Raw genomic sequence first — 25,565 nt, 5'->3', positions numbered from 1 at the left:
TTCTTTTATTTAAAATTTAGCTCTTACTCCAAAAGTTATGGTAGTTAATGGTTGATAACGATATACATCTGAAGAACCAGTTTCTGATGTAGTTGGGTTAAAACCATCTCTTGCACTTAATAAAAATAAATTGTCTCCAGATACCCAAAAGTTTAATGACTTAACTCCAGATTTTTCTATTAAGTTAGAAGGAATTGTATACCCTAATCTAACATTACTTAAAGATAAATAATCTGTAGATGTTATAAATCTTGAAGAACGTGAATTTACTTGTACATTTCTATCACTAATTAACCTTGGAACATCTGTAATGTCACCTGGGTTTTTCCAGCTATTTCTAATATCTGTATGCCAGTTATTTGCTCCTACTTGGTCATTATCCATTAAACCTGCATATGTATAATCATAAGAATACCCCCCTAAACTGTAACCAAACAATGTACTAAGTGTAAAATCATGATATTTAGCATTGAATCTAAACGCCCCTCTAATTGATGGAATAATAGACTTGTTTATATACTTTTGAGTAGCATCACTATATTTGCTAGTTGTAGTTTTACTTATAGATTTGTCAGGGTTTAATGCTTTATACTCATATAAACTTCCGATACCCTCACCACTATCTACAACTCCATTATTATTCGCATCATGATAATATTGTGTCCATAAAGGATTACCTGTTTGAGAATCAACCCCAGCCCATTCTCTCATATAAAAATCGTAAATACCTCTACCTTTAGCTCTACCATAAGCATCTGAAATATCTAATAGTTTTCTCTCATTATTAGCTGGGTCTATTGGCATTTGTGTTAACTCATTATCATACATTTCACCATTAACTCCAAAATCTAATTTAAAGCTTTCCTTTTCTACTAAATGAGCAGTAACATCAAACTCTAAACCTGAGTTTCTTAATTTACCGTCATTTACATCTAAAATAGCATTACCTGTAGATGGAGCTAATCTAGTTTCAAAAATTAAATCTTCAGTATTTTTAATGTAGTAGTCTACAGAACCATCTATAATGTTGTTAAACAATGTAAACTCTAAACCAGTTTGAAACATTTTTGATGTTTCCCAAGTTAAGTTAGGGTTTTGAATTGCATTTGGACGTAAAGAAATTTCTCCTCCTAAGTTACCAATTGTATAAGTATCTTGACCTGAATAAATATCAACACCTGCTTGATCTCCTAAAATACCATAACTCGCTTTTAACTTTAAGAAATTAACGAACTCAACATTATTCATAAAATTTTCCTCAGACATTACCCATGAAGCTCCTACAGAACCAAATGTACCCCATTTTTTCTGGAAAAACCTAGATGAACCATCTCTACGAATAGCTCCTGATAAATAATATTTTCTTAGATAATTATAAGAGACTTGACCAAAATAACTTTCTAAAGCTGTTTTTGTTTTGTATCCTGTTGGTGGAGAAGATACATTTATATAGTTATTCGCATCTGTAATTCCATTTTGTAAATTAACTATAGTATTTTTACTTAATGTACTTATCTCATACTCTCTCTGATTAGTTTCATGAGCTGCTAATGCTGAAATATTATGATCTCCAAATGATTTATTATATCTAAAAATATTTAAAAAGTTCTGTGTTAAAGCACTTGACTTCGTTTGATAAAGTGTACCACCCTGTTCTTTAGCAAAACCATAAAAAGGATTTTGTACGTTATTATAAATCCTACTATAATGTTGAGCACCATACTGAGTTTCAAACTCTAAACCTTCAGCAATATCTACTTTAAAAGAGAAGTTTCCATTTAAAGAGTGACGTTCTGCTCCTACATTATTGTACATCGCATCACCAATAGCATTAGTACCACCACCAAAACCTCTGTCTCTATAATCAAATTGATTACCTCCATATTTTGAATCTTCAATAAAATTTCCATTAGCATCACGTTTAAACAAAGGATAAATAGAAGGGATGTTATCTGCGTACCAGAAAATACTTCCAGAATCTTCAGACTGTCCATTTTGAATACTTTTACTTAAAGTATAACCTACATTAGCTTTAGCAGTTAACCAATCTGCAGGCTTATGTGTTAAATTTAACCTTGCAGCATATCTTTTATATCCAGAATTTACAGAGTAACCTTTATCATCTAAATACCCAAAAGAACTAAAATATTTAGTTTTATCATTTCCTCCACTCATTTTTATGTTAGCTTCAGTTCTAACAGAAGGTTGAAAGGCATAATCACTCCAGCTTTCTGGAGTATACTTTCTTGATAAACCTGGTCTAACTTTACCTGTAAGTGGATCTATAATTTGAGATACATCTGTTGTATTGAAATAATTAAAAGCTGGAAGTACTCCTATTCCATCTGAAAATAAATTTGCATTAGCAAAAGCTACTGCATCTGTAGTAGGATCAATATCTAAACCTCTATTAGCCATTGCATGCCATGATAACTCTAAATATTCATCTGGTGATTTAATCACATCATACCTCGGTAAAAACTGAAAGTTAACACCTGTTTTTAAATCAATTTCTACAGATGTATCTCCTGATCTACCAGCCTTTGTTGTAATCATAATTACACCATTTGCTCCTCTAGAACCATAAATAGCAGTTGCAGAAGCATCTTTCAATACAGTAGTAGATGCTATATCTGATGGGTTAATAGAGTTTATTGAACCTGAAAAAGGTACTCCATCTACTACATATAAAGGATCTCTATTTCCATTAACCGAGCCAAAACCTCTAATACGAATAGTCGCTACAGTTCCTGGTTGACCAGATGTATTGATTACATTAACACCTGCCACCTCTCCAGCTAATGCTTGAGAAACGTTAGATACACTTTTTGCCTCTAAATCTTCAGTCTTTACAACTTTAGCTGTTCCCGTAAAAGATTGTTTTGTAGTTGTTCCATAACCAACAACTACTATTTCGTCCAATATGTTAGTGTCCTCTTTCATCAAAATATTTAGTTCTGAAGCTGCTCCCACAACTCTTTCAGTAACTTGCATTCCAACGAAACTAAAAACTAAAACATCTCCTGTCTTTGCTTTTAATGAATACTTACCATCAAAGTCTGTTTCAGTACCTATGGTCGTACCCTTTAAAATTACATTTACACCAGGTAAAGGTCCTGCACTATCAGACACCACACCAGTGATTTTTTTCTCCTGCGCGTTCATTTTTAACATAAAGCTAAAAAAGAACAATACACAGATCACATTTTTAAAATGTAGATTCATAAATTATTAAATTTTTATTAATTAACAGTTGTAAATCTAAAGGCTATAAGTTTTTGTTAACACCCATTTGAAGCTAACACCCTTTAATTTGATGTGAAAAAACATTTTTAAGAAGTCAGCAACAAAACCCCAAAAAACAACCAAATGTTAATTAGTGTTAATTTTTTTTAAAACCTCTTATTTTAATTGAATTTTAGAAAGGTTCTTCTTTATTTTTGTGGCTCGTTTTTATTTAAATAATAAGTAAATCCCCCTTCTATTTACTAATTATAATCAGACTATAAGCTTTAACAAATAATTAAAGTTTTAATATTCATTTAACTAAACTTTAATAAATTAAAAATTAGGGTAGCCCCTAGTTTAAGCTGTTATAGCTACAAGAAAACAAAATGTATATGAAAATATCAATTCTAATCGTTGACAACGAAAAAGCTGCTCGATCTAGATTTAAAAAATTAGTGAGTGACTATAATTTCGTAGAAATTGTTGGTGAATGTTCCAGTGGTTTGGACGCTATAAAAAAAATAAATAATTTATCCCCTGATGTTGTCTATCTTGACACAAAGATTAATAATATGACAGGATTTGATATTATTGAAAAAATAACCTTACCAAAAAAACCTATTTTTATCTTCACTGCCTCTTCTAACGAGCATGCTGTAAAAGCCTTTGATTATTTTGCTTTTGACTATCTTTTAAAACCTCTAGAAAAAGATAGATTTTATGCTTCTATTAAAAAGGTGATAGATTATAAAAAAATAGAAAAGCTTTCTAGTTTAGATAACATCTTAGATCTTGTAAAAGAAAAAACTCCTATCGAAATGCCTGTGAAAGGGACTAAGATTAATATCAAATCTGGGAACAAAATAATTTTCTTAGAACGAAACAATATCAAGTATATATCTGCCTCAGGGTACTATGTAGAAATTTTCACTACAGACAACAAAAAGTATTTACTACGTGAATCTTTATCTAGTATAATTAAAAGGCTAAACTCTAACCTTTTTATTAGAATCCATAGATCTACTATAATCAATTCTAATTTTATTGATGAGATCATCACTTCCAATTATGGTGAAACAGATGTAAAAATCAACGATAATAAAACTTTTAGAGTAAGCAAGAGTTATAAAAAAGATTTTCAAGAACTAATGGGAGTTAAATAATAACTCTTTTTTTTCTGAATTCTTATTTTTGCTTAATGAGCATTGATAAAAAAAACAAAAGAATAATTTCGTTAGTCCCAAGTCAAACAGAACTTTTAGTTGATTTGGGACTTGAAGAGAATATAGTCGGTGTAACTAAATTCTGTATTCACCCCAAACGTCTTTTAAAGTCTAAAACTATTGTTGGTGGGACGAAAAATATAAAAATTGATAGAATTAAAAATCTTCAACCTGATATTATATTGTGTAATAAAGAAGAAAACACAAAAGAAATAGTTGAAGCCTGTCAACAAATAGCATTTACACATCTCTCTGATATTTTTACACTTACCGATTCCTTAGAATTAATTTCTTTATACGGAAGTTTTTTTGAGAAGCAAGTTGAAGCTAAAAAAATGATTAATAAATTAGAGTCAAAAATAATTGACTTTAAAAAATTTGTTGAAAATAAAAAAAGTAGAACAGTAGCTTATTTTATTTGGAGAAACCCTTGGATGGTTGCAGCAAGTAATACATTTATAAACCACCTATTAGAATTAAACATGTTTAAAAATGTTTATGCTAACGAAAAAAGGTATCCAGAAGTTGATATAAAAGATATCCATAAGAAAAAACCAGAATTAATTTTACTTTCTTCTGAACCTTTTCCTTTCAAAGAAAAACACATTACTGAAATTAAAGAACATACCAGTAACTCAACGTCTATATTAGTTGACGGTGAATACTTCTCTTGGTACGGTAGCAGACTGTTAAAAGCTTTTGATTACTTCAAGGAATTACACAGCAGGACTTGACATATCTTCATCTAAATATTTTATTCTATTCAGCTTTTCTAATATCTTCATTGCTTTGAATGCTGAGCGATCACTTTTACACTCATCTTCATATTTATAATCGTTAGCTGTCTCAACCAATCTACGATATCTCTCTTCAAGATGTTTTCTATATCTACGTAATTGATTAATTCTTGACATTTCTAATTGGGTTAACACGGATTATAAATATACATATTTATTTGATTTACAACTATATAAAAAAATAAATTAAATATAAAATGGGGAAAATTCCTATTTTTAATATTATTAATAACAAAAAAAAGCTCTTGATTTCTCAAGAGCTCTTTAATTCTATTTATTATCCTGCAAAGCAAAAACCTGTCGTAATAACGCTGTATCACGCAATCCTACTTTATTACGTATACCCTTCTCTTCAACAGCAATCATTGTAAATACTCCTTCTAATGCTTCAGTAGTTACGTAGTCTGTTAAATCTGGATTTACTTTTTTTACAAATGGAATACTATTGTATTTTGATATTAAGTTTGACCAAATTTTATCAGCTCCAACCTTAGCAAATGAGTTTTTAATTACTGGATTAAACTCACTATATAAAGCTGTTGTTGTTTTTCCTTCTAAATAAGAAGTAGCTGCATTATCTGCCCCTAATAGAATATTTTTAGCATCTGCAAACGTAATTTCCTTAACAGCATTTACAAAAATTGGTGTCGCCGTTTTTACAGCATCTTCAGCAGTTCTGTTGATTGCCTTTAAACCTTCATCAGCTAAATTACCTAAACCTATTTTTCTCAAACCTTTATCAACTGCTTGTAGTTCCTCTGGCAATAAAATTTTTACCAAATCATTTTTATAGAAACCATCTTTTGAAGTTAGCTTGGTTACCTGATGTTGAATACCATTATCTAGAGCTTGACGTAAACCATTACCAATTTGTTCTTGTGTTAATAACCCACCTTGTGGTAATTGATTTACTACTTTTTGCAACTCTGCACATCCCATAAAAGTAAGTGCAATAAAGAATACTGTAATTTTTTTCATGTTTACTTGTTTGATTTTATCTATACTTTAGAAACAATAAACTAATTATTGTCACATTTATTTGAAGCTGTCGGTATTTTTATCATATCCATACGGACAGTGTTTACATCCACTTTTACAACAATACCCACGTCGTAAATGGTATGCTTCTTTAAAAACCCTATACCCTTGTTCATTCGTATAATACTCATCGGGCGTAGGCTTTAATATCTTATTTCTCATGTTACAAATATCATAAAAAAATACGTTAAACAGACTTTGTATTTCTGCCTAACGTATTTACATTTATCTTAAAAAACTAAATCTTACTTTTTAGCATTAGGAGGATACTCCGCCATTATCTCTGCTACAAACTCTTTAATACGAGCTTCTTTTCTTTCTACACTACTTGTACTCAAAGCTCCTGTCCCTATTCCTTGCCAAACTAACTCTTTTTTGTCAGCATCTAATAAATCAATAAATAATGTTCCTTCTGTATATTGAGAAACCGTTACTGGACTCGGACCATAATACCATGGATAATAAAAACCTCCATAATAATTATCATTTACATTAATACGCTCACGAGATTTGGTAAACAAACTCACTAAAACATCTGGCGTTGCTGATTTGGTCATTCCCTTAGCCATTAACTCAGCTTCAATAGCACGCATAATACGTTTCTTATCTAAATCAGAAATTGGAGCTTTATCTATTCCAGTTTTGTAAAACGCAAATGTTTTGTACTGATTAAAATCAGTTTGAGTATCATAATCAGTAACTACTCTTACCGAACTACATGAAGTAATTAGTAAAGCTACTATTGGTAAAAAAAGTAATTTTAAATTTTTCATTTTCTTAGGATTTACATGTTTTCTAATAATGCATCATCTACTAAGTTAGGAAGTGTTACTTTTAACTTCTTTTCAGCTTCCATGGCACGTTTGATAGCAAAAACAGCTTCGTCATTTCGTGCCCAACTACGTCTTGCTATTCCGTTATTCACATCCCAGAAAAGCATTGATTTTAAGCGCCTTGATGCATCTTTAGAACCATCAAGAAGCATGCCAAATCCACCATTGATTACTTCTCCCCATCCTACTCCACCTCCATTGTGGATAGAAACCCAAGTAGCTCCTCTAAAACTATCTCCAATTACATTATGAATTGCCATATCTGCTGTAAAACGAGAACCATCGTAAATATTAGAAGTTTCACGATAAGGTGAATCCGTTCCAGAAACATCGTGGTGATCACGTCCTAATACTACAGGTCCTATTTTTCCTTTCTTAATTGCCTTATTAAAAGCTTCAGCTATTTTCATACGCCCTTCAGCATCTGCGTATAAAATGCGTGCTTGTGAACCAACTACTAATTTATTTTCTTGTGCTCCTTTAATCCACTGAATGTTATCCGCCATTTGCTGTTGAATTTCTTCAGGAGATTTTTTCATAATTTTCTCTAACACCTTACAAGCAATAGCATCCGTTTTAGCTAAATCTTCTGGTTTTCCTGAAGTACATACCCAACGGAAAGGACCAAAACCATAATCAAAACACATAGGTCCCATAATATCTTGTACATAACTTGGGTATTTAAACTCTCTTCCTAAAGTTGGATTCGGATTCATTACATCTGCTCCAGCTCTACTCGCTTCCAATAAAAAGGCATTTCCATAATCAAAGAAATACGTTCCTTTTTCTGTATGCTTATTTATCGCTTTTGCGTGACGACGCAATGTTTCTTGCACTTTTTCTTTGAACAGCTCTGGTTGTTCTGCCATCATTTCGTTTGACTCTTCAAACGACATATCTACAGGATAGTATCCTCCTGCCCAAGGATTATGTAAAGAAGTTTGGTCTGAACCTAAATCGATATGCACATCTTCTTCAGCAAACTTCTCCCAAACATCCACTACATTTCCTAAGTATGCTAACGAAACAACTTCTTCATTCTCTTTTGCTTTGCGAACACGCGCTACCAATTCATCTAAATCGGTAATCTTCTCATCAATCCACCCTTGATCTAAACGAACCTGCGTTATTTTTGGGTTTACCTCAGCACAAACTGTAATACAACCTGCAATGTTTCCTGCTTTTGGTTGCGCTCCACTCATTCCTCCTAAACCAGCAGTAACAAATAAATTTCCTTTTGGTGATTTACCTATTTTTCTAAATCCGTTTAACACAGTGATCGTTGTTCCATGTACAATTCCTTGTGGACCGATATACATGTAACTTCCTGCAGTCATTTGCCCATATTGTGTTACTCCTAAGGCATTAAACTTCTCCCAATCATCTGGTTTTGAATAATTAGGAATCATCATTCCGTTCGTTACTACTACTCTTGGCGCATCTTTATGCGATGGAAATAACCCCATCGGATGTCCTGAATACATTACCAAGGTTTGTTTATTTGTCATTTCAGACAAGTACTTCATGGTTAATAAGTACTGTGCCCAGTTAGAAAATACTGCTCCATTACCACCGTAAGTAATTAATTCGTGAGGATGCTGTGCTACTGCATAATCCAAATTGTTTTGAATCATTACCATAATAGCTTTTGCTTGCTCAGATTTCCCTGGATATTCTTCAATAGGACGCGCGTACATTTTATAATCAGGACGGAAGCGATACATATAAATTCGTCCGTACTTCTCTAGTTCTTCAGCAAATTCAGGTAATAATTCTTCGTGATGTTCTTTATCAAAATAACGCAACGCATTACGTAAAGCTAACTTCTTTTCTTCTTCAGTTAAAATTTCCTTACGTTTTGGTGCGTGGTTTATCGTAGTATCATACTCCTTTTTTGGAGGTAATGCAGTTGGTATTCCTTGTTTTATTTGTTCTTTAAAAGTCATTTTATACGGTTTTTAGTTTCCAGTAAAAGATGAAAACTTATTAATTTTAAATCTGTTGATAATCGTAAAAATGAAGAAACTATGGATAACGGATATCTGCTCTGTGATACTGAGCTTCAATCCTCTTTTTATATTTTAAAGTTAAAAAATCCATCTTCTTTGAAGTTTGCACAAATATAAGTTTATACTGTTAAAAACTGCATCTTTAAAAAGTATAAATTTTTCTTCTTTTTGTATTTTTTCTGTTGTGCTAACAATAAATTGTACCTTTGGTAAGTTTATTGCATGAACGGGTTTATGATATTTATTTCAAAACATATAATACCAAAAGGATTTTCTGGAATGACATTGTATCCTTTTATCTTTTTAAAAAGAGAAGATTTAAAAGGTGATCCTGTTTTAATAAACCATGAAAAAATTCATTTAAAACAACAATTAGAATTATTGATTGTTTTCTTCTATCTATTTTATTTTTTAGAATGGTTTATCAAGCTATTAACTTACCGTAACACCTCAAAAGCTTATAGTAATTTAAGTTTTGAACGTGAGGCCTACCAAAACGAACATAATTTAGATTATATCACTACTCGAAAAAGGTGGGCGTTCCTATCCTATTTATAATTGTTAAAACATCCTGCTATTTTTTAAGATTTCCGTAAATTGCGTACCCGAAAATTAAGACAATTTACGAATGGAACAAATAACTCCCTATAAACCTAAACACAAAGTACGAATTGTAACCGCAGCTTCCTTATTTGACGGACACGATGCTGCCATTAATATTATGCGCCGAATTATTCAATCTACCGGGGTTGAAGTGATTCACTTAGGGCATGATAGAAGTGTGGAAGAAGTGGTTAACTGTGCTATTCAAGAGGATGCGAATGCTATTGCTATGACTTCGTATCAAGGTGGACATAATGAGTACTTTAAGTACATGTACGATTTATTGCAAGAAAAAGGAGCTGGACATATTAAAATATTTGGTGGCGGCGGTGGAGTAATTCTACCTGAGGAAATCAAAGAATTGATGGACTACGGAATTACTCGTATTTATTCACCTGATGATGGTCGTGAATTAGGATTACAAGGAATGATTAACGATTTAGTGCAACAATCAGACTTTGCTATCGGAGATTCACTAAATGGTGAAGTAAACAAATTAGCAGATAAAGAAGTTGGTAGTATTGCACGTGTAATTTCTGCTGCGGAAAACTTCCCAGAAGTTGCTAAAGACGCTTTAGATGCTATTCACGAAAAAAATAAAAATTCTAAAACCCCTGTTTTAGGAATTACAGGTACAGGTGGTGCTGGTAAATCGAGTTTAGTGGACGAATTAGTTCGTCGTTTCTTAATTGATTTCCCAGAAAAAACTATCGGATTAATCTCTGTGGATCCTTCAAAAAGAAAAACAGGTGGCGCTTTATTAGGAGACCGTATTCGTATGAATGCTATTAACAATGAACGTGTGTATATGCGTTCGTTAGCAACTCGTCAATCAAACTTAGCTTTATCTAAATATGTAAATGAAGCAGTTGAAGTTTTAAAAGCTGCAGAATTTGATTTAATTATTTTAGAAACTTCAGGTATTGGACAATCAGATACTGAAATTATTGAGCACTCTGATACTTCGTTATATGTAATGACACCTGAATTTGGTGCGGCTACACAGTTAGAAAAAATCGACATGCTTGATTTTGCTGATTTAGTAGCTATTAACAAATTTGATAAAAGAGGAGCTTTAGATGCTTTACGTGATGTAAAAAAGCAATACATGCGTAACAACAATTTATGGGATGTTCATATGGATGACATGCCTGTTTTTGGTACGATTGCATCTCAATTCAACGATCCAGGAATGAATTCGCTATACAAAGCGATTATGGATAAGTTAGTTGAAAAAACTGGAGCTGATTTACAATCTACTTTTGAAATTACAAAAGAAATGTCTGAAAAGATTTTTGTAATTCCACCAAGTAGAACGCGCTATTTATCTGAAATCTCAGAAAACAACCGCGCTTACGATAAAAAAGTTGATGAGCAAGAAAAAGTAGCTCAGAAACTATACGGAATCTATCAAACCATCTTATCTGTTATTCCAAACGAAGTAACAGAATCATTCCTTACCAAAAACGGAATTGACCAAGATGAAATTCAGAAACAAGTTCAAGAGGAAGAGCAACCATTTGTAAAATTATTATTTGCTCAATTTGATAAAGTAAAACTAAATCTTGACCCGTATAACTGGGAAGTTATTTTAAACTGGCAAGACAAAGTAAAAAAATACAAAGACCCTATATACTCGTTTAAAGTACGTGATAAGGAGATTAAAATAGAAACACACACAGAATCACTTTCACACACACAAATTCCGAAAGTAGCTTTACCAAAATATCAAGCTTGGGGTGATTTATTACGTTGGAATTTACAAGAAAACGTACCAGGAGAGTTCCCTTATGCTTCAGGATTATATCCTTTTAAACGTACGGGAGAAGATCCAACACGTATGTTTGCTGGTGAAGGTGGACCTGAACGTACCAACCGTCGTTTCCACTATGTAAGTTTAGGTATGCCTGCAAAGCGTTTATCTACTGCTTTTGATTCGGTTACTTTATATGGTAATGATCCAGGACACAGACCTGATATTTACGGTAAAATTGGTAACGCAGGAGTATCTATTTGTTGTTTAGACGATGCTAAAAAATTATACTCTGGTTTTGATTTAAGTCATGCAATGACTTCGGTTTCTATGACCATCAACGGTCCTGCTCCAATGTTATTAGGATTCTTTATGAATGCTGCAATTGATCAAAATTGTGAAAAGTACATCAAAGAACACAAGTTAGAGAAAAAGGTAGAAGCAAAACTTAAAGAATTATACGACGATAAAGGTTTAGAGCGTCCAAGATATAACGGCGAACTTCCTGAAGGTAATGATGGGTTAGGATTATTGTTATTAGGTATTACTGGTGATCAAATTTTACCTGCGGATGTATACGCTGAAATTAAAGCAAATACCTTAGCACAAGTACGTGGTACGGTTCAAGCAGATATTTTAAAAGAAGACCAAGCACAAAACACGTGTATTTTCTCTACTGAATTCGCCTTACGTTTAATGGGTGATGTACAAGAATACTTTATTGAGAAAAATGTCCGTAATTTCTACTCTGTATCTATTTCAGGGTATCATATTGCTGAAGCAGGTGCTAATCCAATTACACAGTTAGCCTTAACGTTGGCAAACGGATTTACCTACGTAGAATACTACTTATCAAGAGGAATGGATATTAATAAGTTTGGTCCAAACTTATCATTCTTCTTCTCTAATGGTATCGATCCTGAATATGCTGTAATTGGTCGTGTAGCTCGTAAAATTTGGGCAAAAGCTTTAAAACATAAATATGGTGCAAACCCTAGAGCTCAAATGTTAAAGTATCATATTCAAACTTCTGGTCGTTCATTACACGCTCAGGAAATTGATTTTAATGATATTCGTACAACATTACAGGCGTTATATGCAATTTACGACAACTGTAACTCGTTACACACAAATGCCTATGACGAAGCGATTACAACACCAACAGAAGAGTCTGTACGTCGTGCGATGGCAATTCAGCTAATTATTAATAAAGAATTAGGATTGGCTAAAAACGAGAATCCTATCCAAGGTTCATTTATTATTGAAGAATTAACTGATTTAGTTGAAGAAGCGGTATTAACTGAATTCGATAGGATTACAGAACGTGGTGGTGTGTTAGGAGCAATGGAAACCATGTACCAACGTTCTAAAATTCAAGAAGAGAGTTTATACTACGAAACCTTAAAACACACAGGTGAATTCCCAATTATTGGGGTAAACACTTTCTTAAGTTCTAAAGGGTCTCCAACAGTAACTCCACAAGAAGTGATTCGTGCAACAGAAGAGGAAAAACAATTCCAAATCAAAACGAAAGAAAACTTAAACAAAGCACATGAAGATAAAATAGAACAACTTTTATCTGAAATGCAATCTGCTGCTATTAACAATCAAAATCTTTTTGAAAAATTAATGGATGCTACCAAAGTTTGTTCGTTAGGTCAAATTACCTCTGCTTTATTTGAAGTTGGTGGTCAATATAGACGAAACATGTAAAAGGCAATGCCTTTAGATAAATATTTAAAGCCTCACAGAAATCTCTGTGAGGTTTTTTTGATAGAGTAAAATTATTTTATATTTTTATAAAAAATATTGCTCATGGTACTATTGATTTTGCGCGCGTTTCAGCAGCATATTTGGAATGGATTTCCTTCTTTAAAACAGTTATTTAAAAACTTTTATATCTGTTATATTTTCATTTAATTTTAATTCTTTTAATATTTAATTATTTCTATAGAATTATATATTATTTAAAATACACCTTTATTTTATCATTTGGTGTAGCTAAAGTAGAATTACCATGAGCTCTTTTTCTTCAATTAATTTCCTCGATATAAACTCAAAAAATGAATTAGCAGATTATCTAGGTATTTCTATAAAAAAATTAAATTTTAATGCCTACAGCATTGAAAAAAAGTATCACGAATTTACAATCAAAAAAAAGAATGGAAGTAATAGAATAATATTATCTCCTATACCTTCTCTTAAATTAATACAAAAAAAAATTGCTCTTGCTTTAACTGATAATTATCAAGTAAAAAAGCACGTTCATAGTTATGTCAAAAAGAAAGGAATAAAAACTAATGCCAAAATACACACTAAACAAAAATTTGTTATAAATATAGATTTATGTAATTTTTTTGAAAGTATAAACTTTGGTCGAGTTAGAGGAATGTTCAAGTCACATCCTTTTAATTTCAATGATGAAGTGTCTACAATTCTTGCTCAATTATGTTGCCATGATAATAAACTTCCTCAAGGAAGCCCTTGCTCTCCAATAATCTCAAATTTAATTACAAGGAAGTTAGATAATGAACTGAAGTTTATATCTAAGACAAATAAATGTTATTATAGTCGTTATTCAGATGACATAACGTTTTCTACTAACCTCAAAAGGATTCCTAAGAAAATTGGAAAAATAAAAAAAGGGAATTTTATATTAAGCAAACTAATTAAAAAAACTATAGATGAAAATGGTTTTAAGATTAACACCAAAAAAGTAACTTTAAGAAGACATTTTCAACATCAATATGTAACAGGTTTAACTGTTAATAAAAAAGTAAATGTAAAAAAAAGGTTTCTAAAACAAGTCAGAGCTATGCTTCACTCATGGGATGTGAATGGACTCGAAATTGCTACAATACAGCATTTCAAAAAAAGACCTCATAAAAACAAATCTCATAACACTAATCTATTCATAAATATAGTAGAAGGTAAACTATTGTTTATTTCTGATATTAGAGGAAAAACAGACAATTTATTTTTAAGTTTACTCAAAAAGTTTGAGAAGTTAAAACCAGACAACTCTCTAAATAAGTATCTTAATTATGATGGAAAAAAAATTAGAGTTTTTACAGAAGGTAATACAGATTGGATACATTTACAACATGCGTTGAATTCTTTATCAGTTTACGATTACAAACTAGACAACCTTAAAAAAAATATTGAAATTGTAGATTACGATGAAAATTATACAGTAGGAGACAATAAACTTAAACATATCTTAGAGGCTTACCTCTTATCTAAAGAAAAAACACCTATCATTGGAATTTTTGATTCTGACAATTTAAACAGCTTAGGTCAATTTAGACCTAATACTGGCTATACTTACAAAAACTTTAATAACATTGTTTATAGTTTTTACTTACCTCAACCTAAGCATAGGAATATTAGCAAACTATGCATTGAGCATTATTATAAAGACGATGACTTAAAAATAAAAGACAAGAATAATAGAAGACTTTTTTTAAGTAATGAATTTGACCATGAAACCGGTTTACACAAGAAAGACCCAGAACTAAAATACACGCAAAGCTTTAAAAAATTGAAAAGCTCACAATCAATAATTGATAGTGGGGTTTTTGATAAAAAAGATAAAAGCTATGCTTTGAGTAAAAAGGATTTTGCTAAAAATATTTTAAATAAAGATGAACGATTTAAAAGAGTCAATGTAGATAGTTTTAGAATAATTTTTGATGAAATTCAAAACATAATAACTCAAATAAACACTTTAAACTAAACTAAAAACACCACTAAACCAGTAAATCACTCAAAACCAACAACAGAAAATACAAAAAAGCCGTTAAGGAACACAACATAAACTATAAGGAGCATACCACAAGCCATAAGGAAAAGAAAAAGAAGTATAAGGAACGCTCAAACACTTATAAGAAATAGGCAAACATCCGTAAGGAAAACGCAATAAATTAATAATTAAAAAATTTGCAAAAATGGCAACAAAAAGAACATTCTCTGAGGCAGAAACCTTAGAACAGTACAGAGTAGCACTCGAAAACGTAACAACACAAACAGAAATAGCCACCATTATGGCAGAATTTGGTTACGACGAAACAACCCTAACAGAAGGTAAAAACCTACTCACAAAAACAAGAGAAGCCTTCGACTTTAACAAAAAAGAAGACGACGAAACCTCAGAAGCCTACAACGACTTTGCTACCCAAAAAGAAAATCTTGCAAAAACATACAGTCTTCACAGAAAAAAAGCAAAAGTAATTTTTAGAAAAGACCCAACCACACTAAGCAAACTAGCCTTAACAGGTAGCTTACCAACCGCTTATATTAAATGGTTAGAAGTAGTTAAAAAGTTTTACACAGTCGTAACCAACGACACAGACATTCAAACAAAACTCTTACGATTAAAAATAACTATAGAAGAAGTAAATAACACCACCCAACAAATAACCAACTTAGAACTAGCAAGAGCAACCTATTTACAAGAAAAAGGAGAAAGTCAAGATGCAACAAAAGCAAAAGACAAAGCCTTTAGCGAAATAGACGATTGGATGAGTGAATTTTATGCAGTAGCTAAAATAGCACTAGAAGACAACCCACAACTTTTAGAATCAATAGGTAAGTTTGTAAGAAGCTAAACCTTAAAACAAATATTTCTTAAACTATAAAAGCCTTACTTAAAAATAAGTAAGGTTTTTATATATAAAAAGATTTTGCTCCTACTAAAAACAGTCTTTTTCCTTGAAAACGAATAATAAGCATAGCATACTTTAATGTTCTCTAATCAAATAACATAAATATGAGTGCACAATTATATTTTATTACATCTGGTAAAATGACTATCCAATTAAACGGAATGGCGTTTGGTAAACATTTAAAAGACCCTACAAAGAATATTAAACATTTCGGGACTAAGCAGCATAGCCTTGAGTTAGTTTCTAATAACCCAAATAATTTTACAGATTGGGGAATTATAGAATTAATAGACCTACATCCTTCAATGGGGATGTTAACTGTATCTATTGATTGTGATGATTGGGGATGGTTTGGTACTGCTCAAATTCAATTAAAAATGAACAACCAAATTGTACTTAACGATAATTTTCAATCGGGAGTTAAAGGCCCAGTAGGTAATCCACTTCATATAAAAAGGTTTCCTATTACCAATTTTTAAATTCTATTATTACACGAAAAACATTTTATTACCCTTACAATTAATTTTGTAAGGTTTTTTATTTTCAAAAAAAATTAAACTTTCTTGTAATAATTTTACTTTTCAGAATACATATCAAGAAAACCAAATTTTGAGTAACGATTTTTATATAACATCCATTTTACCACATGCTGGTATTATTATTAAAATATGTAGAGCTTATACGGACTCTCAAGAAGATTTTGAAGACTTTTATCAAGAGGCTTGTTTACAAATATGGAAGAGTAGAGATGCTTTCCAGCACAAGTCAAAATGGTCTACTTGGATATACAGGATTACGCTAAATGTTTGTTTAACCTTAGCGAAGAGAAATGCTAAAAAAGAATATTCTTTAGAGAAAACTCCTAATTTATCAGAGGATAATAAAGCTTTTCAAAACGAAGATTTAAACTTGTTATACGATGCTATTAAAAAATTATCTGAAGTCGACAGAGCGATAATTTTACTGCATTTAGAAGAAAATCCTTACAAAGAAATCGCTGCAATTATTGGAACTAGCGCTAACAATATTGCAGTACGTATTAACAGAATTAAAAAACAATTAAAAATATTATTAGATGGAAAAATCAATTGAAAAAAGGTGGAATGAAGCTTTTGTTAACGAACAATCATTAATAGCTCCAAAAATTAACGATATATACAACCAGAAGTCTAAATCAGTCATTAACAAGATTAGAAGAACCTACGAGTTTGACAATAAAGGGTTACTTCCTATGGCAGGAATTGTAGTTATTGGGGGTATCCTTTTATCTGAAACTATTATTGCAGCTTACGGCGCTTTTTTAATCTTGAGTTTGTACTTTTTTAATACAAGATTGTTAAAAAGATTTAAAACCATTGATGTTAAATCTGACAACCTAACATATTTAAAAAATTACAGAAGTGTAATTAACTCGGTATCTAAAGCCACAAAAAAGTTATTTATTTTTGCTATTCCTCTAGCCATTGTATCAATTTTCGCATTGGCCTATGGGGTAAAAGAGCAAAGCTTTTTATCGAACTATATTTCTAGCGAAACTTCCTTTATAGGCATCTTAAGCGTTGGACTTATGGTAGCTATAGCTACTGCAATGATTGGTTATTTTGTATATACCATTTCAACCAAAGTTTTATATCACAGCCTTATTTCAAAGCTCGATGACATTATTAAAGAATTGGAAGAATTAAAAAATTCTTAATCAACCATAAACCAGAATTATTCTTTTATAATTCTGGTTTATTTTTTTGTTCTGGTTCGTTTACGAAGTTTAAAAATTCTATCATCGTAATAGGTTTTCAATTCGGCTACAAATGACATTGGATTTTCATAGGTTGTTAAAACTTTATACGTATAACTCTCTAATAAATCATTCAATACTTTTTCTAATCGCTCAACTTCTTTTACTAAATATGAAGTACTATTGGTTGTTTTTTGAATGAGCGAAATATCTTTATCGAAACATATAGTCGTATTACCTCCAAAAATATGCGCATGAAAAGCTTCTAACTCTTCTAAACTTCCGTTCTGGTATATTTCAATAAGTTTTGTAGTAGTTTCTGTCGCTTTTTGTTGTTCGTTTTCTTGCATCGAAAATTTATCAGGGTGTACATACAACATTGCCTCTTTATACAATCTTTTCTTCTCTTTTTGATGCTCTCTTTCTTGTGTTACTCGTTCTTTTGAAACAGGAACGACTTGAATAACTTCCTTATAATTTTTACCTTTTCTTTTTTGTGCTAACCTTTTTTCTTTCTTAGCTTTTTTTTGTTGCTTAAACAACATAACCAACTCCCTTTCTTCTACAAGTAAATCAGAAATCTCATTACGTAATGATTGTTCAAAAGGAAATAACTTAGTTTCAACGGAAGCAATTTCAGTCTCAAGGTTTTTAATTCTCTCTTGCAGTCTTGAAACTTCATCTGATTTAGATTCTGTAGGAAAGTTTTCTTTACTCATATGTAATAAACTTATCGCTTCCTTTGTAAAATAGTTAATCCTACTCGTATTTTTTCATACGGAACTTTTTCTCCTAAAAACTCAAAATAGGGTTTTAAAGCGGTTTCATTTTTCAAAACTTTTTTTGCGTTTGCTACTAACGTTAAGGTATCCGCTTCTATAAATTCATCTAAACTCACGTCTTTTCCTTCTAAATATAGCTTGGATAAATGAGAAAAAATGGTGGTAGATTTTAATCCTCGATTTTCAGCTATTTCATCAACCGTAAACCCTTCTTTATACAACTTAAACGTTTCTAAAGTAGTGTCTTTTTTAGTTCGTTTCTTTTCGTTTAAAAAAGTTTTAATCTCTTCCATAAACTCAGTCCCATAAACTTCTAGTTTTCGTTGCCCTACTCCACTAATTGCTAAAAACTCTTCGTCAGATTCTGGTCTTTCATTTTCTATTTCTCTAAGAGTCGCATCATTAAACACCAAATAGGCTGCAATATCTTCTTCTTGAGCAATGCGATAACGTAGCTTTCGCAAACGTTCAAATAACGTATCCTTAACTGCTTTTTTCTTTTTCTCTTTTGTTACCGTTTTTACTTCTTTTGTAAGCTCTACTGGTGTTGTTAATTGTACTTTTTCACCCTCAAAAAGCACTTTATTTGAAAACTCAGTTAGTTGCAAACTATTATTTAAATGAAAAGCAATTTGACAATACCCTTGATTGGTTAACTGAATTAAATAATGTTGCCAATCTCTCCAAGAAATATCATTCCCTACACCATAGGTTTTTAGCTTATCGTAATTCTTATCTAAGACAGTCGCATTTTTGGCTCCTCTTAATACATCAATTACGGTTCCCATAGCTTCTTTTCCTTGTAATCGATAAATAGCCGAGAGTCCTTTTTGCGCAATAACAGTTCCATCAAAAAACTGAGGCGGGTTTTTACACACGTCACAGTTTCCACAATTTTCTTCTATCAGTTCACCAAAATAACTCAACAGTATCTTTCTTCGGCAAACTGTAGCTTCTGCAAACTGCTTCATACGTTCTAATTTTGCCTCTTGCACTTCTTTATTTCCTGTATTTTCTATAAACTGGCGTAACTGAATAACATCTGCATAACTATGAAATAATAAAGCCTTTGCTGGTAATCCATCACGACCTGAACGTCCAATTTCTTGATAATAGCCTTCTATATTTTTAGGCATGTTATAATGAATTACCCAACGAACATTCGATTTGTCAATTCCCATTCCAAAAGCAATGGTAGCACAAATTACCTCGCAATCATCTTTGATAAAATCTTCTTGTGTTTGAGCTCTTTCTTCAAATGATAATCCAGCATGATACGCTTTTGCATCGATGTTATTTTGTTGTAATTTACTAGCTAGTTGCTCTGTAGCCTTTCTACTCAAACAATAAATAATTCCTGCTTCATTAGGTCTTCTCTGAATAAATTTGATGATCTGCTGCACTCTATCGTTCGCAGGACGCACTTCTAGAGCGATGTTCTCTCTATTAAAAGAACTAATAAACTGTGTAGCATAAGGTACAGCTAACTGTTCTAAAATATCTTGCTGCGTAGCTTTATCAGCCGTTGCTGTTAAGGCTACAATTGGAGTTTCTGGTAGCGACTTTTTCAAAAATGCTAATTGTTTGTAGGAAGGACGGAAATCGTGTCCCCAAGCAGAAATACAGTGTGCCTCATCGACTGCTATGCAACTTATATACGATTGGTTTAGTACGTTTTGGAGTAATGATAAACTTTCTGGTGCTACATATAATAGTTTTATGCTTTTTGAAGCTATTGCATCGAACACTTCTTGCTGTTCTTGGGTAGATTGACTACTATTAAAAAAAGTTGCGGGAATTCCGTTTGCTTTTAAACTATCTACTTGATCTTTCATCAAGGCTATTAACGGAGAAATAACTAAAGTAACACCTTCAAAAAATAAGGCTGGTAGTTGATAACAAATAGACTTCCCTCCCCCTGTTGGCATAATAACCAACGTGTCTTTTTTTGCTAAGATGTTTTCTATAATCGCTTGTTGCTCTAAACGAAAACTATCGTATCCAAAATTTACCTTTAATTTTTCTAACAATTCTTGTTCTGTAATCTGCATCATTTGGCAAAAATAGGAATAAAAAAAGCTTTAAATTCATATTCTTAAAACTATACTATACTCAATAAAAAACAAAAAAAGGACACGAATCAAGTGATCTTTCATTTTTTTTCATATATTCATAAATTAAAAAACAAAAATTATGAAAAAAATTACATTACTTCTAATTGCTATAATAGCTTTCAGTTTTCTTGCTAACTCTCAAACCAAAAAATTAACTATTCAAGTTACAGATAAAAATAATAAACCTGTTTCTGGTGCTGTTATTCTTTTTGATAATGTGAGACAGAAAAGTTGGACAAATTCAAAAGGTATTTTTAAAATAAAAGTAAAAAAAAATCCTGAAAAAATAAGTGCTTTCTCACCCAAAATAGGTATTAAAACCGTTAAATACAATGGTCAAAAAAAAGTTAAAATAATTATCCTAAAAGGAAACAAAAATTTATTAACTATTGATGAAAATAAAAAAAACATCGATCCAAAACAATTCTGGTCAATCTACGATTATTTAAGAGGCAATATTCCAGGTGTAAATGTTTCTTCTGGAAATGTTATTACAATTAGAGGGTATGGAACTATAAACGGTAATTCTACCCCTCTTTTTATTTTAAATGGGACAAACATTAACCAGAAAACTTTTGGGAGAATTAGACCTAATTTAATAAAATCTATTACTATTTTAAAAGGTCCTGAAACTGCTGTTTATGGATCAAGAGGTGCCAATGGAGTAATTGTAATAAAAACCCTATAAGAAAAACTAGTTTCGAGTATAACTCTAGTATAAAACAAAAAAACCGAGTTTAAACTCGGTTTTTTTGTTTTATACTAGAGTTTTTTAGTCAACATTTTGTAACAACACCTCAACTGCTTTCTTTAATTGAGCGTCTTCTCCTCTATCCTTCCATCCTGGTGCGTTTTTTACTAAATAATCTGGTACTGCTGGGGCCTCGTTCTCCATATTCTTTCCTGATTTTTTCACATACCACGCTCTGAATGGCATACGAATATATCCGTTCTGTAGGCGTTTACCTCCTGTAGAAATTACTGCTCCAAAAGTTGGTTGTCCTACTAATTTCCCTAAGCCTAAATTTTTGAACGCGTGCGAGAAAATCTCTGCATTTGAATAACTATTTTCATTACATAAAGCTACCATAGGCTTTGTGTTTACCGATAAAATAGCTCGCTCATTAAATGGATAATTTCCTTTAAATTTTTGATGATTTTTTAAGCTTTTAGCTGCTCCTCTTGGAACTGTATATGCATGTTGATCTACATTTAACACTGCCATTAATCGGTCTGTAGTCCAACCACCACCGTTATAACGTACATCAATTACAATTCCTTTTTTACCATACCCACTTGCTTTTAGTTCACGTTCAAAACGTTCAAAACTTGGCATGTTCATTCCTTGAATGTGAATATATCCTAATTGACCATTTGAATACTCATCTACCAACTTCTTTCTAGAATTTACCCATTCTTCATATTGCAGCTTTCTTAACGATCTTTCTGGACGTAACACTACATCTTTACCATTATCTAAACTCAATAAAATCTCTTTTGATTGTGTATTCTTTAGTAAACTATAAAAATTCGTGTTCTTTTTAATTTCTTGTCCGTTAACAGCTGTAATAACATCTCCTACTTTTAATTTACTCGTAGATTTATCTGCCACTGAATTTGGTAACACATAAGAAACCTTAACTCCTTTTTTAGTATTCTCTACTTCTAACCCTAATACTCCAACCTTATCATTTGTATTTCTTGGCGCACTTCCACGGTAGCCCATATGACTCGCATTTAATTGTCCTAGCAACAAATTAAACATATATGTGTAATCTTGTTGTGTAGTTGCTGACAATACCCATGGCTTATATTTTTTCACCAAGGCATTCCAATTATAACCATGAAATTCTGGATCGTAAAAACCAGCGGTTAATGCTCGTATACCTTCTTCAAAAACCTGCTGAAAAACTTCGTCTCTATAGGTAGTATACGTAGCAGTGTGTGGTAAATTTGTTACTTTATCTGACTTAGTGTTTAATTCAGCTAATCTTCCTTTTGAAGTAAAGTAAATTTTCCCTTTGTTTTCAGTAAAGTTTCTTGCGTTGGCTACACCTTTAACTAATTTTGGTTTGCTACCGTCCCATTTAACTTTATATGTACTTCTTTTTTCTGTAGCAGGGTTAGTTGCTGAAAAATATATAAAATCACTATCAACACTAAACACAGGGCTATACTCATTATCCTGTAGAGAAGTAACCTGTACTAAGCGATCATAAATTTTATCTTCATCTATTTTTACAACTACTTTTTTCTTCTTTTTCTTTCCTTTTTTTACTTCTTTCTCTTTAGAAGGTTCTTCTTTCTTCTCAGGATAATAAGATCCTTCTTCGTGATCTAATTTTGACTTTTCCCAATCTGATTTTTCCAACCAAACCATCCATACATCATAATTAATTCCGCTTCTGTTTGATAAAAATGCTAACTTTTTTCCGTCTGCACTCCAAACTGGATTACGGTCACTTCTTGGATGCATAGACACATTCATTTTGGTAGATGGTTTTTCAATCGATTGAATAAAAATTTCGCTATCAAAATTTAAGTCCTCTTGAGAATACGCTATATACTTACTGTCTGGACTCCATGAAACTCCCTCTGCTGCTGCCCATGAGTTAGAGTATTCTTTAGCATTTGTTATTTTACCTTTTTTAACATCAGCAATCATTAAAATTCCTCTTCCTACCTGGTAAGCTATCTTCTTTCCATCAGGAGAAACTAAGGAATATTCAATATCTTCTTTACTATTTGTTAGTTTAGAAACTTTTGTTTTTAAACTACGGTGTAACCCCACTAAAGTATCTATAGAAACTGTACTATACAATTGATAAACTCCATCTCTATCAGAAGAAAAAACAACTGTTTTATCGTCTAACCACTGTGGATTAATATCTCTATAAGGATGCTTGCTTACATTGTTTGAACGCTTCTTTTCCTTATTGTTTTCCTTAACAAAGATTTCTCCATTAATTTCTAAAGCTACATTTTTACCATTCGGTGAAACCGCATAATTACTAATGTTTCCTGAAACTGTTTTGGTTTCTTCTTCTTCAAAACGATTGTCTGAAACAATATCTAAATTAACTTTTTGAGTTTTCCCATTTACTAATTTGAACGTATCAGCTCCACTAGTATAAACAATTACCCCGCTGTTACTTACCGAAAATGTCTGTACACCATCTTTAGCTTGTCTCGTTAATTGAGTAGCTGTACCGTTAGCAGTTCCATTTGATGAAATTGCTTGCTTATAAATATTATAACGTCCACTTTTTGCACCTATATAATATAAATTTCCGGCTGCATCCCAAGCTGGAGAATGATCGTTCTTATTACTTGTTGTTATTTGGTGATATTTATTTGTTTCTGTATTGTATATCCAAATATCACGTTGTGCAGAACCAGCATAATCCTCACGTGCAATACGACACGCTCCTTTGGTAAAAGCAATTAATTTTCCATTTGGTGATACGGAAGCCATTTCTCCATAAGCAGTTAATAAACGACGTGGTGTTTCTCCTTTTTCATTAACTACATACATTTGTTTATCCCACTCTGGGCCTCTTAATACACGACCAGTAGTAAATACAATATCTCCTTCTTTTGTCCAATCCGTAGGTGTATTTGTTGTTGGATAATATGTTAACTGTTTAGGAACTCCTCCTTTTACTGAGGTTACAAATACATTATCATTTCCTTTTCTATTTGATGAAAATGCAATTTCAGTTCCATCTGTACTCCAAACAGGGTTGCTTTCGTAACCTTTATGAATGGTTAACCTTTTTGTTTGTTGATTGTTAAAGTTATATAGCCAAATATCGCCATAATAACTGAATGCCATTTGAGAAGCATCAGGGCTTATCACAGGCTTACGAATTAACGTATGTTGCGCAAATAAAAAATTACTTGCTATTAAAGCCACCCCTAAGAATATCTTTTTAGTCATATTGTTTGATTTTTTAAATCCCCAAATTACTTCATTATGACTAAAACTCTAATAAAATTAGGAATATATTAACAGTTCTTAACAGTTTTCACAAAATCACCAATTCCTTCAACTCCCTTTTTTTCTAACTCTTTTATAAAAGCTGAACCAATAATTGCTCCGTTTGCATATTCACAGGCAGTAGAGAATGTTTTATGATCTGAAATACCAAAACCAACAATTAACTTACTTTGTAAATTCATCGCTTGAATTCTTTTAAAGTAGTTGATTTGTTCTTCGGAAACTTCGCCTTTAGCACCTGTAATAGATGCTGAAGCAACTACATAAATAAAAGCATCTGATAAAGAATCTATCTTACGGATGCGTTCATCTGAAGTATGCGGTGTAATTAAAAACACATTCGTAATTCCGTAGTTTTTGAATAACTGTTGATAATGGTTCTCGTATTCAACCATAGGTAAATCAGGAATAATGACAGTGTCAATTCCGCAATCTTTTACTTTTTTACAGAATTTATCTTCTCCATATTTAATAATTTGGTTCAAATAGCCCATTAATACCAAAGGCGTTGTATTTGAATCTTTAATCGACTCTAATTGCTTAAAAACAACATCGAGATTCATGCCATTTTTCAATGCTACATCACTACTATACTGAATAGTTGGTCCATCAGCTAACGGATCAGAATATGGCAAACCTACTTCTATAAAATTAACTCCGCTATTACTTAATTCGGTAATAATTTTTGTGGTATCGTCTAATTTTGGAAAACCTGCTGTAAAGAAAATTGATAGTAAATCGTTTTCTTTTTGATTGAATATATCTTGAATTGAGTTCATTTTTAAT

At 31.8% G+C, this 25,565-nt stretch carries 20 protein-coding genes; 10 read left to right on the top strand and 10 right to left on the bottom strand.

The features are described from left to right. Positions 1-9: 9 nt before the first annotated feature. The gene (locus LCI24_RS03985) at positions 10-3,165 is read right to left on the bottom strand and encodes a SusC/RagA family TonB-linked outer membrane protein (protein ID WP_274639276.1); all 3,156 of its coding nucleotides are present in this window, start codon (positions 3,163-3,165) and stop codon (positions 10-12) included. 455 nt (positions 3,166-3,620) lie between these two features. Here LCI24_RS03985 and LCI24_RS03980 point away from each other — a divergent pair, with 455 nt between their 5' ends. Further along, positions 3,621-4,391, top strand: coding sequence for a LytR/AlgR family response regulator transcription factor (locus tag LCI24_RS03980; RefSeq protein ID WP_274639275.1), 771 nt, complete (start codon positions 3,621-3,623; stop codon positions 4,389-4,391). 35 nt (positions 4,392-4,426) lie between these two features. Then, positions 4,427-5,185 (top strand): ABC transporter substrate-binding protein, encoded by a 759-nt coding sequence (locus LCI24_RS03975; protein WP_274639274.1) that lies wholly within the window; start codon positions 4,427-4,429, stop codon positions 5,183-5,185. Here LCI24_RS03975 and LCI24_RS03970 read toward each other — a convergent pair. The 5 genes from LCI24_RS03970 to LCI24_RS03950 all read right to left on the bottom strand — a co-directional run bounded on the left by LCI24_RS03970 (position 5,168) and on the right by LCI24_RS03950 (position 9,065). After that, entirely contained in the window at positions 5,168-5,383 is a 216-nt protein-coding gene (locus LCI24_RS03970; protein WP_237270925.1) for a hypothetical protein, read from the bottom strand. The genes LCI24_RS03975 and LCI24_RS03970 overlap by 18 nt on opposite strands. Positions 5,384-5,518: 135 nt before the next feature. Beyond that, positions 5,519-6,226, bottom strand: a complete 708-nt coding sequence (locus LCI24_RS03965; protein ID WP_099216008.1) for a DUF4197 domain-containing protein — start codon at positions 6,224-6,226, stop codon at positions 5,519-5,521. A gap of 57 nt (positions 6,227-6,283) precedes the next feature. Further along, positions 6,284-6,448, bottom strand: a complete 165-nt coding sequence (locus LCI24_RS03960; protein ID WP_159432107.1) for a C1orf53 family protein — start codon at positions 6,446-6,448, stop codon at positions 6,284-6,286. An 83-nt stretch (positions 6,449-6,531) separates the two neighbouring features. Next, positions 6,532-7,059 (bottom strand): DUF4136 domain-containing protein, encoded by a 528-nt coding sequence (locus LCI24_RS03955; protein ID WP_120186427.1) that lies wholly within the window; start codon positions 7,057-7,059, stop codon positions 6,532-6,534. Between the two features lie 11 nt (positions 7,060-7,070). Then, a complete protein-coding gene (locus LCI24_RS03950) occupies positions 7,071-9,065 on the bottom strand; it encodes a urocanate hydratase (RefSeq protein WP_274639273.1) in 1,995 nt (664 codons plus the stop codon). A gap of 297 nt (positions 9,066-9,362) precedes the next feature. Between LCI24_RS03950 and LCI24_RS03945 the strand changes: the two genes are divergently transcribed. The 7 genes from LCI24_RS03945 to LCI24_RS03915 all read left to right on the top strand — a co-directional run bounded on the left by LCI24_RS03945 (position 9,363) and on the right by LCI24_RS03915 (position 17,844). Then, positions 9,363-9,686 carry a hypothetical protein gene (locus LCI24_RS03945; RefSeq protein ID WP_274639272.1) on the top strand — a complete coding sequence of 108 codons (324 nt, stop codon included), beginning with the start codon at positions 9,363-9,365 and terminating at the stop codon, positions 9,684-9,686. Between the two features lie 70 nt (positions 9,687-9,756). Beyond that, positions 9,757-13,197, top strand: coding sequence for a methylmalonyl-CoA mutase family protein (locus LCI24_RS03940; protein WP_274639271.1), 3,441 nt, complete (start codon positions 9,757-9,759; stop codon positions 13,195-13,197). 304 nt (positions 13,198-13,501) lie between these two features. Further along, complete coding sequence (locus tag LCI24_RS03935; protein WP_274639270.1) at positions 13,502-15,220, top strand: reverse transcriptase domain-containing protein; 1,719 nt, start codon at positions 13,502-13,504, stop codon at positions 15,218-15,220. 211 nt (positions 15,221-15,431) lie between these two features. Then, positions 15,432-16,091 (top strand): PQLLE family protein, encoded by a 660-nt coding sequence (locus LCI24_RS03930; protein ID WP_274639269.1) that lies wholly within the window; start codon positions 15,432-15,434, stop codon positions 16,089-16,091. A 161-nt stretch (positions 16,092-16,252) separates the two neighbouring features. Then, complete coding sequence (locus LCI24_RS03925; RefSeq protein ID WP_273694834.1) at positions 16,253-16,627, top strand: hypothetical protein; 375 nt, start codon at positions 16,253-16,255, stop codon at positions 16,625-16,627. A 130-nt stretch (positions 16,628-16,757) separates the two neighbouring features. After that, positions 16,758-17,240, top strand: coding sequence for an RNA polymerase sigma factor (locus LCI24_RS03920; protein WP_274639268.1), 483 nt, complete (start codon positions 16,758-16,760; stop codon positions 17,238-17,240). After that, on the top strand, positions 17,224-17,844 hold the full coding sequence (locus LCI24_RS03915; protein WP_099215996.1) for a hypothetical protein: 621 nt from the start codon (positions 17,224-17,226) through the stop codon (positions 17,842-17,844). The genes LCI24_RS03920 and LCI24_RS03915 overlap by 17 nt, the downstream gene beginning before the upstream one ends. 38 nt (positions 17,845-17,882) lie before the next feature. Here the strand turns inward: LCI24_RS03915 and LCI24_RS03910 are convergent, their stop codons facing one another. Then, positions 17,883-18,602 (bottom strand): hypothetical protein, encoded by a 720-nt coding sequence (locus LCI24_RS03910; protein ID WP_274639267.1) that lies wholly within the window; start codon positions 18,600-18,602, stop codon positions 17,883-17,885. An 11-nt stretch (positions 18,603-18,613) separates the two neighbouring features. Further along, entirely contained in the window at positions 18,614-20,719 is a 2,106-nt protein-coding gene (recQ, locus tag LCI24_RS03905) for a DNA helicase RecQ (protein ID WP_420802978.1), read from the bottom strand. 139 nt (positions 20,720-20,858) lie between these two features. On the opposite strand from recQ, the gene LCI24_RS03900 reads away from it, so the two are divergent. Continuing rightward, entirely contained in the window at positions 20,859-21,467 is a 609-nt protein-coding gene (locus LCI24_RS03900) for a TonB-dependent receptor plug domain-containing protein (protein ID WP_274639266.1), read from the top strand. An 84-nt stretch (positions 21,468-21,551) separates the two neighbouring features. Here the strand turns inward: LCI24_RS03900 and LCI24_RS03895 are convergent, their stop codons facing one another. Together LCI24_RS03895 and trpA are read right to left on the bottom strand one after the other, a co-directional pair. Continuing rightward, positions 21,552-24,719 (bottom strand): S41 family peptidase, encoded by a 3,168-nt coding sequence (locus LCI24_RS03895; RefSeq protein WP_274639265.1) that lies wholly within the window; start codon positions 24,717-24,719, stop codon positions 21,552-21,554. A 68-nt stretch (positions 24,720-24,787) separates the two neighbouring features. Further along, positions 24,788-25,558, bottom strand: coding sequence for a tryptophan synthase subunit alpha (gene trpA / locus LCI24_RS03890; protein ID WP_274639264.1), 771 nt, complete (start codon positions 25,556-25,558; stop codon positions 24,788-24,790). Positions 25,559-25,565: the final 7 nt, after the last annotated feature.

The organism is Tenacibaculum larymnensis (assembly GCF_028829235.1).
Lineage (GTDB): Bacteria > Bacteroidota > Bacteroidia > Flavobacteriales > Flavobacteriaceae > Polaribacter > Polaribacter larymnensis.
This window is presented reverse-complemented; position numbering and strand designations above follow the sequence as displayed.

Excerpts from the sequence above, each read along its gene's own strand:
- LCI24_RS03975 (WP_274639274.1), top strand. The coding sequence starts at position 4,427 with ATGAGCATTGATAAAAAAAACAAAAGAATAATTTCGTTAGTCCCAAGT.
- LCI24_RS03985 (WP_274639276.1), bottom strand. The coding sequence starts at position 3,165 with ATGAACGCGCAGGAGAAAAAAATCACTGGTGTGGTGTCTGATAGTGCA.
- LCI24_RS03950 (WP_274639273.1), bottom strand. The coding sequence starts at position 9,065 with ATGACTTTTAAAGAACAAATAAAACAAGGAATACCAACTGCATTACCT.
- LCI24_RS03935 (WP_274639270.1), top strand. The coding sequence starts at position 13,502 with ATGAGCTCTTTTTCTTCAATTAATTTCCTCGATATAAACTCAAAAAAT.
- recQ (WP_420802978.1), bottom strand. The coding sequence starts at position 20,719 with ATGATGCAGATTACAGAACAAGAATTGTTAGAAAAATTAAAGGTAAAT.
- LCI24_RS03945 (WP_274639272.1), top strand. The coding sequence starts at position 9,363 with ATGATATTTATTTCAAAACATATAATACCAAAAGGATTTTCTGGAATG.
- LCI24_RS03930 (WP_274639269.1), top strand. The coding sequence starts at position 15,432 with ATGGCAACAAAAAGAACATTCTCTGAGGCAGAAACCTTAGAACAGTAC.
- trpA (WP_274639264.1), bottom strand. The coding sequence starts at position 25,558 with ATGAACTCAATTCAAGATATATTCAATCAAAAAGAAAACGATTTACTA.
- LCI24_RS03940 (WP_274639271.1), top strand. The coding sequence starts at position 9,757 with ATGGAACAAATAACTCCCTATAAACCTAAACACAAAGTACGAATTGTA.
- LCI24_RS03910 (WP_274639267.1), bottom strand. The coding sequence starts at position 18,602 with ATGAGTAAAGAAAACTTTCCTACAGAATCTAAATCAGATGAAGTTTCA.
- LCI24_RS03980 (WP_274639275.1), top strand. The coding sequence starts at position 3,621 with ATGAAAATATCAATTCTAATCGTTGACAACGAAAAAGCTGCTCGATCT.
- LCI24_RS03960 (WP_159432107.1), bottom strand. The coding sequence starts at position 6,448 with ATGAGAAATAAGATATTAAAGCCTACGCCCGATGAGTATTATACGAAT.
- LCI24_RS03955 (WP_120186427.1), bottom strand. The coding sequence starts at position 7,059 with ATGAAAAATTTAAAATTACTTTTTTTACCAATAGTAGCTTTACTAATT.
- LCI24_RS03965 (WP_099216008.1), bottom strand. The coding sequence starts at position 6,226 with ATGAAAAAAATTACAGTATTCTTTATTGCACTTACTTTTATGGGATGT.
- LCI24_RS03915 (WP_099215996.1), top strand. The coding sequence starts at position 17,224 with ATGGAAAAATCAATTGAAAAAAGGTGGAATGAAGCTTTTGTTAACGAA.
- LCI24_RS03925 (WP_273694834.1), top strand. The coding sequence starts at position 16,253 with ATGAGTGCACAATTATATTTTATTACATCTGGTAAAATGACTATCCAA.
- LCI24_RS03895 (WP_274639265.1), bottom strand. The coding sequence starts at position 24,719 with ATGACTAAAAAGATATTCTTAGGGGTGGCTTTAATAGCAAGTAATTTT.
- LCI24_RS03900 (WP_274639266.1), top strand. The coding sequence starts at position 20,859 with ATGAAAAAAATTACATTACTTCTAATTGCTATAATAGCTTTCAGTTTT.